The organism is Streptomyces sp. CB02414 (assembly GCF_001905385.1).
In the GTDB taxonomy this organism is placed as follows: domain Bacteria; phylum Actinomycetota; class Actinomycetes; order Streptomycetales; family Streptomycetaceae; genus Streptomyces.
The window spans coordinates 208,474-225,403 of record NZ_LIPF01000011.1; the positions used below are offsets into that span (position 1 = coordinate 208,474).

Genomic DNA, 16,930 nt, shown 5'->3' on the forward strand with positions numbered 1-16,930 from the left:
TCCAGAGGTTGGATTTCGAGCGCGCCGAGTCAGCCGGCTACTCGTACGGCGAGCGCGTCGCCGATCTCGGAGGTGGAGCGGGCGGGCTTGCCGACGCGCTCGCCGAGGTCGGCGGAGACCGCGTCCTCGATGCGGGCGGCCTCGGTCTCGTGGCCGAGGTGGCGCAGCAGCAGGGCGACGGAGAGGACCGTCGCGGTGGGGTCGGCCTTGCCCTGGCCGGCGATGTCGGGCGCGGAACCGTGGACCGGCTCGAACATCGACGGGAAGTCGCCGGACGGGTTGATGTTCCCGCTCGCGGCGACGCCGATGCCGCCGGAGACGGCCGCGGCGAGGTCGGTGATGATGTCGCCGAAGAGGTTGTCGGTGACGATGACGTCGAAGCGCTCGGGCTGGGTGACCAGGTAGATGGTCGCCGCGTCGACGTGCATGTACTCGGTGGTGACCTCGGGATACTCGGCGGCCACCTTGTTGAAGACGTTCGTCCACAGGTGACCGGCGAAGGTCAGCACGTTGTTCTTGTGGATCAGCGCCAGCTTCTTGCGCGAACGGGCCTGCGCGCGGGCGAAGGCGTCGCGCACGACGCGCTCGACACCGTAGGCCGTGTTGACGGAGACCTCGGTGGCGACCTCGTGCTCGGTGCCCTTGCGGATGGTGCCGCCGTTGCCGGTGTACGGGCCCTCGGTGCCCTCGCGGACCACGACGAAGTCGATCTCCGGCTGCCCGGCGAGCGGGGTGGCGACGCCGGGCAGGAGCTTGCTCGGCCGCAGGTTGACGTGGTGGTCGAAGGCGAAGCGGAGCTTGAGCAGGAAGCCGCGCTCCAGGACGCCGGACGGCACCGACGGGTCGCCGATCGCGCCGAGCAGGATGGCGTCGTGGGCCTTGAGGGCGTCGAGGTCGGCGTCGGTGAGGGTCTCACCGGTGGCGTGGTAGCGCCGGGCGCCGAAGTCGAACTCCTTGGTCTCCAGCTTCACATCCTGGGGAAGGACGGCGGAGAGGACCTTCAGACCTTCGGCCACGACCTCCTGGCCGATGCCGTCACCGGGAATCACTGCGAGTTTGATGCTGGGAGACATGACGGCACCCTACTCCTCGTCCCACGGGATGACATGAGGCGTCCGGCATGCGGACGCCACTTTCGTCCCGTACGACTCAGTGGCCGGTGGCGCCGCCGTTGTCACGGCGGTCGAGGGCGCGCTGGAGGGCGGCGGCGGCGTTCTTGCGGTCGGAGTCGCTGGTACGGGAGAGGTGGCGGACTCGGCGGCGGAGGGTGGTCTCGGCCATGGGAATCGACTCCTTCGGCACAGCACACGAGGGTGCGGAGAAAGGGGATTGCGAGAGGCCGGAAGGGGCGGGGAGCGCGGCGCCGCAGGGGTTGCCTGCACGGGGCCCGGCTCACGACCGCCCTTCGCTCGATCGAGCGGGACGTTCGGCTCCTACAAAGCTAAGGGAGCGCGGAGCGTCTGTCTCCACAATTACTCGGACTTCCTACTATCTGAGACAGCGGCCTCGACCACACCGCACTGACCTGTGCAAACGCCGACGGGCCAGGTCGGGTGACCTGGCCCGTCGGCGGGCATACCGAGGAGGCGTCAGCCCATGTGCGGGTACGCGTAGTCGGTCGGCGCGACCAGCGTCTCCTTGATGGCGCGGGTCAGGGTCCAGCGCATCAGGTTCTGCGGGGCACCGGCCTTGTCGTTGGTGCCGGAGGCACGGCCGCCGCCGAAGGGCTGCTGGCCGACGACGGCGCCGGTCGACTTGTCGTTGATGTAGAAGTTGCCGGCCGCGTAGCGCAGCTTCTCCATCGTGTACGCCGCCGCGGCGCGGTCGTTGGAGATGACCGACCCGGTGAGGGCGTAGTCGGACACCGACTCCATCTGGGTCAGCATCTCGTCGTACGCGTCGGCCTTGCTGTCGTCGTAGACGTGCACCGCGAGGAACGGGCCGAAGTACTCGGTGCGGAACACCTCGTTCTCCGGGTCGGTGCACTCGACGACCGTCGGGCGGACGAAGTAGCCGACCGAGTCGTCGTAGGAGCCGCCCGCGACGATGGTGCAGGTCTCGTCCTCCTTGGCCCGGTCGATGGCGGCCTTGTTCTTGGCGAAGGACCGCTCGTCGATGACGGCGCCGATGAAGTTCGACAGGTCGGTGACGTCACCCATGGTGAGGTAGTCGACCTCGGCGGCGAACTCCTCCTTGAAGCCGTCGTTCCAGATGGACGCCGGGATGTACGCGCGGGAGGTGGCGCTGCACTTCTGGCCCTGGTACTCGAAGGCACCGCGGGTCAGCGCGGTCTTCAGCACGGCGCGGTCGGCGCTCGGGTGGGCGACCAGGAAGTCCTTGCCACCGGTCTCGCCGACCAGGCGCGGGTAGGTGCGGTACTTCTCGATGTTGTTGCCGACCGTCTTCCACAGGTGCTGGAAGGTCTTGGTCGAGCCGGTGAAGTGGATGCCCGCGAGGTCCCGGTGCTCCAGGGCGACCTCGGAGACCGCGATGCCGTCGCCGGTGACCAGGTTGATGACGCCCTTGGGCAGCCCGGCCTCCTCCAGGAGCTGCATCAGCAGCACGGCGGCGTGGGTCTGCGTCGGGGACGGCTTCCAGACCACCACGTTGCCCATGAGGGCAGGGGCGGTGGGCAGGTTGGCGGCGATCGCGCTGAAGTTGAACGGCGTGATCGCGTAGACGAAGCCCTCCAGCGGGCGGTGGTCCATACGGTTCCACACGCCCTGGGAGTTGGCCGGGGGCTGCTCGGCCAGGATGTTGCGGGCGTAGTGGACGTTGAAGCGCCAGAAGTCGATCAGCTCGCAGGGGCTGTCGATCTCGGCCTGCTGGGCCGTCTTGGACTGGCCGAGCATCGTGGAGGCGGCGATGGTCTCGCGCCACGGGCCGGACAGCAGCTCGGCGGCGCGCAGGATGATCGCCGCGCGGTCGTCGAAGGACATCGCGCGCCAGGCCGGGGCGGCGGCCAGGGCGGCGTCGATCGCGTCCTGGGCGTCCTGCTGGGTGGCGTTCGCGTACGTGCCCAGGCGGGACTTGTGGTTGTGCGGCTGCACGACGTCGAAGCGCTCGCCGCCGCCCATCCGCTTCTCGCCGCCGATGGTGCACGGAAGGTCGACCGGGTTGTCGGCCAGCTCCTTGAGCTTGGCCTCCAGACGGGCGCGCTCGGGCGAACCGGGGGCGTAGCCGTGCACCGGCTCGTTGACGGGGGTGGGGACCTGGGTCACAGCGTCCATGGTTGCCGTTACTCCTTACTGAGCGGGTGTTGCGAGCGGTGTGGGCTCAGCCCTTGCTGACCATCGAGCGGGCGAAGAACCGGAGGTTGGCCGGCTTCTCCGCCAGACGGCGCATGAAGTAGCCGTACCAGTCGGTGCCGTAGGCGGTGTACACGCGCATGCGGTGGCCCTCGGCGGCGAGCCGCAGGTGCTCGTCGCCGCGGATGCCGTACAGCATCTGGAACTCGTACTCGTCGAGCTTGCGCCCGGCGGTCCGGGCCAGCTCCTGCGCGATGGAGATCAGACGCGGGTCGTGCGACCCGATCATCGGGTAGCCCTCGCCCTCCATCAGGGTCCGCAGGATGCGCACGTACGCCTTGTCGATCTCGTGCTTCTGCTGGTAGGCGACCTCGGCGGGCTCCTTGTAGGCGCCCTTCACCAACCGTACGCGAGAGCCAGCCGCGGCGAGGCGGCGCGCGTCCTCCTCTGTGCGGAAGAGGTAGGACTGGATGACGCAGCCGGTCTGCGGGAAGTCCTTCCGCAGCTCCTCGTGGATGGCGAACATCGAGTCGAGGGTGGTGTGGTCCTCGGCGTCGAGGGTGACCGTGGTGCCGATCTCGGCGGCGGCCTCGACGACCGGGCGGACGTTGGCGAGGGCCAGCTCGTGGCCGCCGTCCAGCGCCTGACCGAACATCGACAGCTTCACGGACATCTCGGCGCGGGTGCCGAGGTCCAGCGGCTTGAGCCGGTCGACCAGCTCCAGGTAGGCGTCGCGGGCGGCCTCGGCCTGCGCGGGGGTGGTGATGTCCTCGCCGACGACGTCCATCGTCAGCTCCAGGCCCCGATCGGTCAGCTCCTGGACGATCGGAACGATCTGATCGACCGTCTCGCCGGGGATGAACCGGTCGACGACCGGCTTGGTCACGGGCGCGGCGGAAACCAGCCGACGCATCCGGTCGCTGCGCGACGCGGCGAGAATCACGGGACCCAGCACGGGGCACCTCCACTTACCAACCAACACAGGGCCGTCCACCCGACGTTTCGGGAACGGCACGGAGAACCACCGTGAAATCTAAGGATGACGCCGATCGTGGGCCATCGACAGCTGTCACGCATCCGTGCGGCGGATCTCAGACAGATGTATGAAGGCAGCGCACAAATGCGGCAGAATGCCCGGGTGACGTCGGATTCCAGAGGTTCCGCAGGCTCCGGTGGTCCCAGTGGCGACTACCAGGAGCTGATCGACGAGATCTCCGAGCTGCTGGGCGCCCCCGCGACCCTGGAGAACCGCGACTTCGAGCTGATCGCCTTCGGCGCCTACGACAGCGAGGGCGACCTCGATCCGTCCGTCCTGGACCCGGTGCGCACCCGCTCGATCCTGACCCGGCGCTCCACCGCGGCCGTCCGGGCCTGGTTCGAGGGCTTCGGCATCACCCGCGCCAAGGGCCCGGTCCGCATCCCGCCGACCCCTGAGGCGGGGGTCTACCGGGGACGCACCTGCCTGCCGGTACGCCATCGGGGTGTCGTCCTCGGCTACGTGTGGCTGCTGGACACCGACCCCGTCCCGACCGATCGGCAGCTAACGGCCGCCATGGAGGTCACCGGCCGGATCGGCGCGCTGCTCGCGGACGAGGCGCAGCACGGCGCCGACCTGAGCCGGGAGCTGCGGGCGGTGCTGACCGCCGAGCGCGACTGGCAGCGGGACATGGCGGTGGCCGAGCTGCGCACCGCGCTCGGCGCCCGCGCGGACACCCCGCACGCGGTGGTGTGCGTGGCGCCCTGGCCGTCGGCCGACCCCGACGACGCCCCGTCGGTCCGTACGGTGCCGGGGGCGACGGCGCTGTGCACCGTGCCGTGGGGCGCCTCGGCCCAGTCGCTGGCGCTGCTGGTGCGGCTGCGGTCGGCGGAGGTGCTGACCCCCGCGACGTCGGCCGCGGGGCGGCTGCTGGAGCGGGCGCGGGGCGCGGCGGCGGGGACCGGCGGGTCGGCGGCCGGGGCGGTGGCGGCGGCCCGGGCGGGCGCGGGTACGGCGGCCGGGGTGTCCGCCCCGCGCACCGGCCTCGCGGAACTGGGGGCCGCCTGGCAGGAGGCGTCGGCGTCGGCCCGGGCGGCGCGCGCCGAGAGCCGGTTCGGACCGGTCGCCGAGTGGACGTCCATCGGGGCGTTCCGGCTGCTGACCGCACTGCCGTCGCGGTCGGCCCACGATCCGGCCGTACGGGTGCTGCTCGTCTCCACGCACCGCGAACTGGCCCGCACCGCCGAGGTCTACCTGGACTGCGCGGGCCAGGCCGGCCGCACCGCCGCCGAGCTGGGCATCCACCGCCAGACCCTGTACTACCGCCTGTCCCGCGTCGAGCAGCTGACGGGACTGGACCTCGACGACGGGGAGGACCGGCTGCTGCTGCACATGGCGCTGAAGCGCGCCCGGCTGTGAGCCGGGTCAGCTCTTGCCGAAGCCCTCGACCGCCTGACGCAGCCCCTCGGTGAGCCGGTCGGCGTCGGGGGCGTCCTGCGGGCTGAACGACCACTGGACCATGAGGCCCATCAGCAGGCTGACGTAGAAGCCGCCGAGGGTGTCGACGGTCTCCTCCGTGACGTCCTCCTCACGGCCGCCCATGAAGAGCGTGACGAGACCGCGCGCGCCCGCCCGCTGGGCCCGGGCCAGGTGCTCCCTGACCTGGGGCAGCTCGTCACCCATGGCGACGATCTCCATGCTGAGCCGCCACAGCGAGCCCGGCTCGCGCATGGTCCCGATGATGTTCGACCACACGGCCGTGAACCGCTCCGGGGAGCCCGGCTCGCCCGGCAGGTCGCCGTCCGGGTCCCCCTCGAACGCCTCGGACATCGCCTCCACCAGCTCGATGTACGCCTGGACGAGCAGGGCGTCCTTGGAGCCGTAGTGGTAGCCGATCGACGCGAGGTTGGTCCCCGACTCCTTGACGATGTCCCGCGCGGTGGTGCGCGTGAACCCCTTCTCCAGCAGGCAGCGCTTGGCGCCGGCGAGCAGATCCTCACGGTGTCCCATGCGGCCACCTTATCCCCGGTCCATACACGCGTCCTATACATACGTCATAGACAGCCGTATAAGACGCTCGTATAGTCGCTCGCATGACACCCAACCCGCCCCGTGCCGGCCGTCGAGAGTGGACGGCGCTCTGCGTTCTCATGCTTCCGCTGCTGCTGGTCTCCATGGACGTGTCGGTCCTGTACTTCGCGATCCCGGCGATCAACGCCGACCTGGCTCCGAGCGGCACCCAGCAGCTGTGGATCTTCGACGTCTACGCCTTCGCCGTGGCCGGCCTGCTCATCACCATGGGCTCGCTCGGCGACCGCGTCGGCCGCCGCAGGCTGCTGCTGATCGGTGCCGTCGCCTTCGGTGCCGCCTCGCTGGCGGCGGCGTACGCGAACAGCGCCGAGATGCTCATCGCGGCCCGCGCGCTGCTCGGCATCGGCGGCGCCACGCTGATGCCGTCGACGCTGGCCCTGGTCCGCTCGCTCTTCACCGACCCCGGACAGCGGGCGCAGGCCATCGCGATCTGGTCCGGCGTGATGACGGCCGGCGTGGCCCTCGGCTCGGTGCTGAGCGGGGTGCTGGTGGAGTTCTTCTGGTGGGGGTCGGTCTTCCTGGTGAACCTGCCGGCGATGGCCCTGCTCCTGATCCTGGGACCGCTCCTGCTGCCGGAGTCGAAGGACCCGGCGCCGGGCCGCTTCGACTGGGTGAGCATTCCGCTGTCGATGGCCGCGGTGCTCCCGGTCGTCTACGGCCTCAAGGAGATCCCGTCCGAGGGCTGGCACGTCCGCTACGTCATGGCGGTCACCGTCGGCCTGCTCTTCGCGGCCCTGTTCGTGCACCGGCAGCGGACCACCGCCTCGCCGATGGTCTCCCCCGCCCTCTTCCGCGGGCGCGGCTTCGCCCCCGCCGTCGTCCTCAATCTCGTCACGATGTTCGCGATGATGGGCTCGGCGTTCTTCACCACCCAGTACATCCAGTCGGTCCTGGGCAAGAGCGCGCTGGAGGCCGCCCTGTGGGCGCTGCTGCCCTCGGTGCCGATCGGCTTCGCGGCCCCGCTCGCCACCCGTCTGGTGCAGGGCGGCGTCAACCGCGCCCACGTGGTGTCCGCGGGCTTCGGCCTGGCCGCGTGCGGCTACGCGCTGCTGATGCTGGTGGACACGGACGCGCTGGCGCTGGGGCTGGTGGCCTGCGGTGTCCTCGCCTCCGGCGTCACCATGGTGATGTCCCAGATCATGGACCTCGCGCTGAGTGCCGCCCCGGTGGAGCGGGCGGGCTCCGCGTCCTCGCTGATGGAGACGGGCGCGGAGTTCGGCGGGGCGCTGGGGATGGCGGTGCTCGGTTCCATCGGCACGGCGGTCTACCGGCAGGAGATGCCGGACTCGGCGCCGGCGGTGGCGCACGAGACGCTGGGCGGCGCGCTCGCCGTCGCCGGGCAGTTGCCGGGGCGCGCGGGGGACGCCCTGGCGACGGCGGCCCGGGAGGCGTTCACCAGCGGGATGCACGCGGCGGCCATCGCGGGCGCGGTGGTGCTGGCCGGGGCGGCGGTCCTGGCGTCGGTGACGCTGCGGAGGGTGCGGGTACGCGAGGACGCCTGCACGGAAAACGCCGGACAGGCTGGACATCCCAGCCCGTCCGGCGTTTGAGGACGAGCCCGTTCAGGGCGAACGGGGGTCTGGGGGCGGCAGCCCCCAGGTCACGTCGGATCAGACGAGGTTCACCGACCGGGCCGACGTCGCCCCGATCTCCGCCGAAACCTCCGCCAGCACCCCGGAGGGCACCGTGTCGTCGACGGTCAGCACGGCCAGCGCCTCGCCGCCGACCGTCGCGCGGGCGACCTGCATGCCGGCGATGTTGATGCCGGCCTCGCCGATGACGCGGCCGACGGTGCCGACGACGCCGGGACGGTCCTCGTAGCGCAGGACGAGCATGTGGTCGGCGAGGGCCAGGTCCACGTCGTACTCGCCGACGGCGACGATCTTCTGGAGGTGCTTCGGGCCGGCCAGCGTGCCGGAGACCGACACCTCCTCGCCGTCCTGGAGGGTGCCGCGCACGGTGACCACGTTGCGGTGCTCGGGGGACTCCGAGCTGGTGGTCAGGCGGACCTCGACGCCGCGCTCCTGGGCGAACAGCGGGGCGTTGACGTACGACACGGTCTCGTCGACGACGTCCTCGAAGACGCCCTTGAGGGCGGACAGCTCCAGCACCTTCACGTCGTGCTGGGTGATCTCGCCGTAGACCTCGACGTCGAGGCGGACGGCGACCTCACCGGCGAGCGCGGTGAAGATGCGGCCGAGGCGCTCGGCGAGCGGCAGGCCCGGCTTGACGTCCTCGGCGATGACGCCGCCCTGGACGTTGACCGCGTCGGGGACCAGCTCACCGGCGAGGGCGAGGCGCACCGACTTGGCGACGGCGATACCGGCCTTCTCCTGGGCCTCGTCGGTGGAGGCGCCGAGGTGCGGGGTGCAGACGACCTGGTCGAACTCGAACAGCGGCGAGTCGGTGCAGGGCTCCTTGGCGTACACGTCGAGGCCGGCGCCGGCGACGCGGCCCTCCTTGAGCGCCGAGTACAGCGCCTCCTCGTCGACGATGCCGCCGCGCGCGGCGTTGACGATGCGCACGCTCGGCTTGACCTTGCGCAGCGCCTCGTCGCCGATCAGGCCCAGGGTCTCGGGGGTCTTCGGCAGGTGGACGGTGATGAAGTCGGAGACCTCCAGCAGCTCGTCCAGCGACAGCACCTTGACGCCCATCTGCGCGGCCCGCGCGGGCTGCACGTAGGGGTCGTAGGCGACGACCTTCATGCCGAAGGCCGACATGCGCTGGGCGACCAGGGCGCCGATGCGGCCGAGGCCGACGACGCCGAGGGTCTTCTCGGCCAACTCGACGCCGGTGTACTTGCTGCGCTTCCACTCGCCGTTCTTCAGCGCGGCGTTGGCCTGCGGGATGTTGCGGGCGGTGGCGACGATCAGGCCGCAGGCCAGCTCGGCGGCGGTCACGATGTTGGAGGTCGGGGCGTTGACCACCATGACGCCGGCCTTGGTGGCGGCGGAGACGTCCACGTTGTCGAGGCCGACACCGGCGCGGGCGACGACCTTGAGCTTCTTGGCGGCGGCGATGGCCTCGGCGTCGACCTTGGTGGCGGAGCGGACCAGGATCGCGTCCACGTCGGCGATGGCGGGGAGCAGTTCGGCCCGGTCCGCGCCGTTGCACTGGCGGATCTCGAAGTCGGGGCCGAGCGCGTCCACGGTCGCGGGCGACAGCTCTTCGGCGATGAGTACGACGGGTTTCGAGCTCACGTGAGTCCTCACAAGTCCAATGCGGACGGCCGTCCCGACGGCCGCATTCGGTGTCGCTGAGCCGCGTGGAAGACGCACGACGCTGTGGGCCTGACGCGTATGTTGTGCAGCAGTCTAGTGGCGTGACGCGGGTCGTCCTGCGCCTCTGCGGAAGGATCACCCGTCCGTGGCTGGACGGGTTGGACAACGCCGTGCCTCCGACGTTACCCCGGGTTCACCGAAGGGGCCGGAGCGGCGTCGCCCCGGCCCCCGGCAGTGAGGCTTACGCCTCCTCGTCGACCCAGCTCATGAGCTTGCGCAGCTCCTTGCCGGTGGTCTCCAGCAGGTGCTCGGAGTCCTGCTGCTTGTACTCGTTGTACTTCTTCAGGCCGCCGTGGTACTCGTCCATCCAGTTCTTGGCGAAGGTGCCGTCCTGGATCTCGGCGAGGACCTTCTTCATCTCGGCCTTGGTGGCGTCGGTGATGATCCGCGGGCCGGTGACGTAGTCGCCCCACTCGGCGGTCTCGGAGATCGACCAGCGCATCTTCTCCAGGCCGCCCTCGTACATGAGGTCCACGATCAGCTTCAGCTCGTGCAGGCACTCGAAGTAGGCGATCTCCGGCTGGTAACCGGCCTCGGTCAGGGTCTCGAAGCCCGCCTTGACCAGCGCGGCCGTGCCACCGCACAGGACGGCCTGCTCGCCGAAGAGGTCGGTCTCGGTCTCCTCGGTGAAGGTCGTCTTGATGACGCCGGCACGGGTGCCGCCGATGCCCTTCGCGTACGACAGGGCCAGCGCGAAGCCGTTGCCCGTGGCGTCCTGCTCGACGGCGGCGATGCAGGGAACGCCGCGGCCCTCCTCGTACTGACGGCGCACCAGGTGGCCCGGGCCCTTGGGGGCGACCATGCAGACGTCCACGCCGGCCGGGGGCTTGATGAAGCCGTAGCGGATGTTCAGGCCGTGACCGAAGAACAGGGCGTCGCCGTCCTTCAGGTTGTCCTTGATGTGCTTCTCGTAGACCTCGGCCTGGATCGGGTCCGGGACCAGGATCATGATGACGTCGGCCTCGGCGGCGGCCTCGGACGGGCTCACCACGCGCAGGCCCTGTTCCTCGGCCTTGGCCTTGGACTTGGAGCCCTCGTGCAGACCGACGCGCACGTCGACACCCGAGTCGCGGAGCGACAGCGCGTGGGCGTGGCCCTGGCTGCCGTACCCGATGACCGCGACCTTGCGGCCCTGGATGATGGACAGGTCGGCGTCGGCGTCGTAGAACAGCTCGGCCACTGGGTTCTCTCCTTGAGTGCAGGTGTTGCGTCCCACCGTATGCCGGTGAGGGGAAGGGAAGTCTCGGGGTCTCGGAATGCGGGCGGCCGGTGGTGTCCGCGGCCGCCCGTTTCCGTCGTTGTGCGGACGGGTTCCGTTGTTATGCGGACCGGTCGAGTGCGCGCAGCGAGCGGTCCGTGATCGAACGGGCGCCGCGGCCGATGGCGATCGTGCCGGACTGGACGAGTTCCTTGATGCCGTACGGTTCCAGCATCCGGAGCATGGCGGACAGCTTGTCGCTGCTGCCGGTGGCCTCGATGGTGACGGCCTCCGGGGAGACGTCGACGGTCTTGGCGCGGAAGAGCTGGACGATCTCGACGATCTGAGAGCGCGTCTCGTTGTCGGAGCGCACCTTCACCAGAACGAGTTCGCGCTGGACGGCCTGGGTCGGCTCCAGCTCGACGATCTTGAGCACGTTCACCAGCTTGTTGAGCTGCTTGGTGACCTGCTCCAGCGGGAAGTCCTCGACGCTCACCACGATGGTGATGCGGGAGATGTCGGGGTGCTCGGTGACGCCGACGGCGAGGGAGTCGATGTTGAAGCCGCGGCGGGAGAAGAGGGCGGTGATCCGCGCCAGGACGCCGGGGGTGTTCTCCACCAGGACGGAGAGCGTGTGCTTGGACATGGTCTCTTCGGTCTCTCTCGCTCAGTCGTCTTCGTTGTCGCCGAAGTCGGGGCGGACGTCCCGGGCGGCCATGATCTCGTCGTTGGAGGTGCCGGCGGCGACCATCGGCCAGACCATCGCGTCCTCGTGGACGATGAAGTCCACGACGACCGGGCGGTCGTTGATGGAGTTGGCCTCCTCGATGACCTTGTCGAGGTCGGCCGGGTCCTCGCAGCGGATGGCGTAGCAGCCCATGGCCTCCGACAGCTTCACGAAGTCGGGGACGCGGGTGCCGCGGGCGTCCGGGTTGACGTCGTCCGGGCCGGAGTGCAGCACGGTGTTGGAGTACCGCTGGTTGTAGAACAGGGTCTGCCACTGGCGGACCATCCCGAGGGCGCCGTTGTTGATGACGGCGACCTTGATCGGGATGTTGTTCAGGGCGCAGGTGGTCAGTTCCTGGTTGGTCATCTGGAAGCAGCCGTCGCCGTCGATCGCCCAGACGGTGCGGTCGGGGACGCCGGCCTTGGCGCCCATGGCGGCGGGGACGGCGTAGCCCATGGTTCCGGCGCCGCCGGAGTTCAGCCAGGTGGCGGGCTGCTCGTACTGCACGAAGTGCGCGGCCCACATCTGGTGCTGGCCGACGCCGGCCGCGAAGACCGTGCCCTCGGGCGCGAGCCGCCCGATGCGCTCGATGACCTGCTGCGGGGAGAGCGAACCGTCCTCGGGCTGGTCGTAGCCCAGGGGGTAGGTGTCGCGCCAGCGGCTGAGGTCCTTCCACCAGGCGCTGTAGTCGCCGGTGTTGCCCTCGCTGTGCTCCTTCTGGACGGCCTGCACGAGGTCGGCGATGACCTCGCGGGCGTCACCGACGATCGGCACGTCGGCGGCGCGGTTCTTGCCGATCTCGGCCGGGTCGATGTCGGCGTGGACGATCTTGGCGTACGGGGCGAAGCTGTCCAGCTTGCCGGTGACGCGGTCGTCGAAGCGGGCGCCGAGGGCGACGATCAGGTCGGCCTTCTGCAGCGCGGTGACGGCGGTGACCGCACCGTGCATGCCCGGCATTCCCACGTGCAGCGGGTGGCTGTCGGGGAACGCGCCGAGCGCCATCAGGGTGGTGGTGACGGGCGCTCCGGTGAGTTCGGCGAGGACCTTCAGCTCGGCGGTGGCCTGCGCCTTGAGCACGCCGCCGCCGACGTAGAGCACGGGGCGCTTGGCGGCGGTGATGAGCTTGGCGGCCTCGCGGATCTGCTTGGCGTGCGGCTTGGTGACCGGGCGGTAGCCGGGCAGGTCCATGACCGGTGGCCAGGTGAAGGTGGTCTTCTTCTGGAGGATGTCCTTGGGGATGTCGACCAGGACCGGGCCGGGGCGGCCGGTGGAGGCGATGTGGAACGCCTGCTCGATCACCCGGGGGATGTCCTCGGCCTTGGTGACCAGGAAGCTGTGCTTGGTGACCGGCATGGTGATGCCGACGATGTCCGCCTCCTGGAAGGCGTCCGTGCCGATCGAGGACGACACCACCTGGCCGGTGATCGCGACCAGCGGCACGGAGTCCATGTGCGCGTCGGCGATCGGGGTGACCAGGTTGGTGGCGCCGGGTCCCGAGGTCGCCATGCAGACGCCCACCTTGCCGGTGGCCTGCGCGTAGCCGGTGGCCGCGTGGCCGGCGCCCTGCTCGTGGCGGACCAGGACGTGGCGCACCTTGGTGGAGTCCATCAGCGGGTCGTACGCCGGGAGGATCGTGCCGCCGGGAATGCCGAATACCGTGTCGACTCCGACCTCCTCGAGGGAGCGGATGAGGGACTGCGCACCCGTGACGTGCTCGGGGGCGGACTGTCCTCCGGATCGGGGCCGGGGCTGCGGGTGATGGGCCCCGGTGGCCTGCTCGGTCATCGGCATTCTCTTCTCGATGCTGAGGGTTGACGCTGAGGGTTTTGCGAGGTTCGGGCGGTGTGTGGCTGTTGTCCAGGGGTGCTGGTGCAACAAAAAACCCCTCGTGCCAAAAGGCAAGCGAGGGGAGCGCGCCGGGTGTGGGTCGCGGGGAGTCCGGAACGGTCCGGACGTCACCTGCTCAGCCGACGCGCTTTCCAAGTACGAGAATTCGGGTGCGCATGGCACTGACCCTCCACCCGGCACACACCCACTGTCAAGTGGGTGGGACGGGCGTCTCATTATGTGAGCGGAGGGCCGTGCCACCACGCAGGACGGCGGGCAGGCCGGCCGTGACACCGCCCGCGAAGGCGGGTTCGGCCGGGCCGTGCGGCACCGGGTAGTGGCCGGTTCCGAGCGCTCTGCGCAGCCGGTACTCGTCGAGCGGACCGGAGAACGCCATGCCCTGTCCGTGCGTGCAGCCCATCGCGCGCAGGGCGACGATCTGCTCGGGCAGGTCGACCCCGTCCGCCACGGACTTCAGCCCGAGGTCGGTGGCGATGCGCAGCAGGCCGCTGGTGATCTTGTGCAGCCGCGCCGACTCCACGACGCCCTCGACCAGCCCGCGTTCGAGCTTGAGGACGTCCACGGGCAGGCGCCGCAGTGCGGTGATCGTCGAGTAGCCGCTGCCGAAGCCGTCGAGGGCGATGCGGACGCCGACCCTGCGCAGGGCGTTCAGCCGGCGGTCCAGTTCGTCCAGGCCGACCCGTGGGTCGATGTCCGACAGCTCGATCACAAGGGCGCCGGGGGGCAGCCCGTGCCGGGTCAGCAGGGCCTCCACGGTCCCTAGCGGCATGGAGCGGTCCAGCAGCCTACGGGCACCGATGCGTATGGCCACGGCCGCCGAGAGCCCGGCCGCCGCACGTTCCGCGGCCTGTTCCACGGCCTCTTGGAGCACCCAGCGGTCCAGCTCGGCGGTCCGGTCGCCGTCCTCGCTCACGCGCAGGAACTCCGCTGGGGTGAACAGCACGCCCTGGGAGGAGCGCCAGCGCGGCTGGGCGCAGACCGACGCGATCCGGCCGTCGGTGAGGGAGACCACCGGCTGGTGCAGCAGCGCGAACTCCCCGTCCTGGAGAGCGGCCCGCAGCCGCGTGGCCAGCTCGGCCTTGCGTACGACGTCCTGCTGCATCTGCGGTCTGTACAGCTCGACGCGGCCCTTGCCGCCCGCCTTGGCGCGGTACATCGCGAGGTCGGCGTTGCGCAGCAACTCGCCCGCGCCGAGGCCGGCTTCGGCGAAGGCGACTCCGATGGAGGCGTTGACGCGGACGTCGTTCCCGTCGATGAGGTAGGGCTGCGAGAGGGTCATCCTGAGACGGTCGGCGAGTTCCAGGATCTGCCGCTCGCGGGCCGCCCGCTCCCGGGTGGCGCCATCCCCGACGATGAGGGCCGCGAACTCGTCGCCGCCCAGCCGGGAGGCGGTGTCGCCCTTGCGGACGGCCTCCTGGAGTCTGCGGGCGGCCTGGACGAGCAGCTCGTCGCCGGCCTGGTGCCCGATGGTGTCGTTGACGCCCTTGAAACCGTCGAGGTCGATGAAGAGCACCGCCGTGCCGCGCAGAGCGGCGCCCCGGTCGGAGGCGCGACGGCCGGACAGGGCCTGCTGGACGCGCCGGGTGAACAGGGCCCGGTTGGGCAGGTCGGTGAGCGGGTCGTGTTCGGCGTTGTGCTGGAGCTGCGCCTGCAGGCGCACCCTCTCGGTGACGTCCCGGCTGTTGAAGATCAGGCCGCCGTGGTGGCGGTTGACGGTGGACTCCACGTTGAGCCAGCCTCTCCCACCCCCTGAGCGGAACCGGCACTCGATGCGCGTGGTGGGCTCCTCCACCGGGCTGGCGGCGAGGAACCGGCGCACCTCGTGCACCACGCAGCCGAGGTCCTCCGGGTGGATGAGACCGGCCAGTTCGCTGCCGACCAGTTCCTCGGCCGGGCGTCCGTAGACTCCGGCGGCGGCCGGGGAGACGTAGCGGAGGATGCCGTTGGGTGCGGCGATCATGATGACGTCGCTGGAGCCCTGGACCAGGGAGCGGAAGTGGTTCTCCTTCTGGGCCAGTTCCTGGGTGAGGGTGATGTTGTCGAGCAGCATGATGCCCTGGCGCACGACGAGGGCGAGCACCACGGTGCCGCCGGTCAGCAGCACCACGCGGTCGACGCTGCGGCCGTTGAGGACGTTGTAGAGGATGCCCAGGGTGCAGACGGCGGCGGCGAGGTAGGGCGTGAGCGCCGCCAGGGAACCGGCGATGGGCCGGGCGCCCGGATAGCGCCCGCGCTCGCCCCCCGGGCCGGGTCCGGTCACGTCCGCGGACGCGTTCGCGGCCGCGGACGCCGCATGGTGGCCGGTGGTGCCGCGCTGGCCGGGCACGTGCTCACGCACCACGCGTGTGTGCCCGCCGGTCCGCTCCTCGTCCGCCGGCCCGCCCCGCCGGGACGCGGCCCAGGGGGCGTACGCGAGCAGCAGCGAACCGGCGAACCAGCCGGCGTCGAGCAGTTGCCCGGAGCGGTAGCTGTTGTGCAGCAGCGGCGAGGTGAACAGGGCGTCGCACATCACCGTCAGGGCGAGTGCGCCGATGGCGGTGTTGACCGCGGAACGGCAGACGGGCGACCGCCTGAAGTGCAGCGCGAGCACCATGCTGACCAGGGCGATGTCGAGCAGCGGGTACGCCACCGACAGCGCGCCGTGCGCCACGCTGGAACCGCTCCCGGCCTTCGCCGCCTGGGCCAGCGCGAGGCTCCACGCCAGGGTCAGCAGCGAACCGCCGATCAGCCAGGCGTCCAGGCCGAGGCAGATCCAGCCCGCCTTCGTCACGGGCCGCTTGGCCAGCACCAGCAGACCCACGATGGCGGGCGGCGCGAAGCACAGGAAAAACAGGTCCGCGTAGCTGGGGCTGGGCACGGGCTGGCGCAGGACGACCTCGTACCACCCCCAGACGGCGTTGCCCAGGGACGCCATCGCCGAGGAGAGGGCGAACAGCAGCCAGGCGGGTCGGAAACGGACCCGGCGTCCACGGGCGTAGACGAAGCAGGAGACCGCGGCGGCGGCCGCGGCGGCGCTCAGCCCGAAGTCACCCATGATCTTGGCGAGGTGGTTCGAACCCCAGCCGAACGCGGAACCGACGGCGTATCCCGCGCAGACCAGGGCCAGGACGAGCTGGCGGACGAGGGGCGGTCGGCCGGCGGCGGCCGACGGCCGGGACGGCAGCGGTCCGGGCGACGGCTGCGCCCGCAGCGCGCCGTCCAGCGTGGGTACGGGGGTCGGCGGACTCACCGGGGCCTCCCGGTCCGCGCCGGTCCCGCGGCCCGCGCGCCCCGCGGGAGGGGCGGTTTCTGCTTCCTGCGGGTGCCGTGCCGGCGCTGGTGGGGGCAGGACTGACCGTCGCGGCCGGACCGGCCTCGCCCGCGCGCGGTCGCGGTCGTGCGCCAGGGTCGCCGGCGGCGGCTCCGCCGCGTCGGGTCGTTCGTCCATAGGCCGTGCATCGCCCGTCGCCCCCCTCACAGTCTGAGATCCATCCCCGGCGCCGACCGGTGCGCGGCGCGTCCCCTGTCGGACGATACACCAGGATCGTCACTCAGGGACATAGGTTCTCTACGCTCTGTGAC

The 16,930-nt window shown here is 70.7% G+C and carries 12 protein-coding genes; 2 read left to right on the forward strand and 10 right to left on the reverse strand.

Annotated elements, in window-relative coordinates:
* Positions 1-29: 29 nt before the first annotated feature.
* The 4 genes from AMK11_RS32170 to AMK11_RS32180 form a co-directional block, all read right to left on the reverse strand.
* Complete coding sequence (locus AMK11_RS32170) at positions 30-1,073, reverse strand: 3-isopropylmalate dehydrogenase (RefSeq protein ID WP_073731639.1); 1,044 nt, start codon at positions 1,071-1,073, stop codon at positions 30-32.
* A gap of 76 nt (positions 1,074-1,149) precedes the next feature.
* The gene (locus AMK11_RS39035; protein WP_079187824.1) at positions 1,150-1,281 is read right to left on the reverse strand and encodes a hypothetical protein; all 132 of its coding nucleotides are present in this window, start codon (positions 1,279-1,281) and stop codon (positions 1,150-1,152) included.
* A gap of 308 nt (positions 1,282-1,589) precedes the next feature.
* On the reverse strand, positions 1,590-3,230 hold the full coding sequence (gene pruA, locus AMK11_RS32175; protein WP_073731640.1) for an L-glutamate gamma-semialdehyde dehydrogenase: 1,641 nt from the start codon (positions 3,228-3,230) through the stop codon (positions 1,590-1,592).
* Between the two features lie 46 nt (positions 3,231-3,276).
* Positions 3,277-4,203 carry a proline dehydrogenase family protein gene (locus AMK11_RS32180; RefSeq protein WP_073731641.1) on the reverse strand — a complete coding sequence of 309 codons (927 nt, stop codon included), beginning with the start codon at positions 4,201-4,203 and terminating at the stop codon, positions 3,277-3,279.
* A gap of 165 nt (positions 4,204-4,368) precedes the next feature.
* Here AMK11_RS32180 and AMK11_RS32185 point away from each other — a divergent pair, with 165 nt between their 5' ends.
* Positions 4,369-5,643: a PucR family transcriptional regulator gene (locus AMK11_RS32185; RefSeq protein WP_073731642.1), complete on the forward strand. Its 1,275-nt coding sequence runs from the start codon at positions 4,369-4,371 to the stop codon at positions 5,641-5,643.
* A 6-nt stretch (positions 5,644-5,649) separates the two neighbouring features.
* On the opposite strand, the gene AMK11_RS32190 is transcribed toward AMK11_RS32185, so the two are convergent.
* Positions 5,650-6,234, reverse strand: a complete 585-nt coding sequence (locus tag AMK11_RS32190) for a TetR/AcrR family transcriptional regulator (RefSeq protein ID WP_073731643.1) — start codon at positions 6,232-6,234, stop codon at positions 5,650-5,652.
* Positions 6,235-6,317: 83 nt separating this feature from the next.
* Here AMK11_RS32190 and AMK11_RS32195 point away from each other — a divergent pair, with 83 nt between their 5' ends.
* On the forward strand, positions 6,318-7,865 hold the full coding sequence (locus AMK11_RS32195; protein ID WP_073731644.1) for an MFS transporter: 1,548 nt from the start codon (positions 6,318-6,320) through the stop codon (positions 7,863-7,865).
* Positions 7,866-7,925: 60 nt separating this feature from the next.
* Here AMK11_RS32195 and serA read toward each other — a convergent pair whose 3' ends face one another.
* From serA to AMK11_RS32225, 5 genes are all read right to left on the reverse strand, one after another.
* Positions 7,926-9,515: a phosphoglycerate dehydrogenase gene (serA, locus tag AMK11_RS32200; protein WP_073731645.1), complete on the reverse strand. Its 1,590-nt coding sequence runs from the start codon at positions 9,513-9,515 to the stop codon at positions 7,926-7,928.
* A 262-nt stretch (positions 9,516-9,777) separates the two neighbouring features.
* Entirely contained in the window at positions 9,778-10,776 is a 999-nt protein-coding gene (gene ilvC, locus AMK11_RS32205) for a ketol-acid reductoisomerase (protein ID WP_073731646.1), read from the reverse strand.
* 139 nt (positions 10,777-10,915) lie between these two features.
* Positions 10,916-11,440 carry an acetolactate synthase small subunit gene (gene ilvN / locus AMK11_RS32210; protein WP_019329768.1) on the reverse strand — a complete coding sequence of 175 codons (525 nt, stop codon included), beginning with the start codon at positions 11,438-11,440 and terminating at the stop codon, positions 10,916-10,918.
* A 21-nt stretch (positions 11,441-11,461) separates the two neighbouring features.
* On the reverse strand, positions 11,462-13,306 hold the full coding sequence (locus AMK11_RS32215; protein ID WP_198941509.1) for an acetolactate synthase large subunit: 1,845 nt from the start codon (positions 13,304-13,306) through the stop codon (positions 11,462-11,464).
* Positions 13,307-13,559: 253 nt separating this feature from the next.
* Entirely contained in the window at positions 13,560-16,598 is a 3,039-nt protein-coding gene (locus AMK11_RS32225; RefSeq protein WP_073731648.1) for a putative bifunctional diguanylate cyclase/phosphodiesterase, read from the reverse strand.
* Positions 16,599-16,930: the final 332 nt, after the last annotated feature.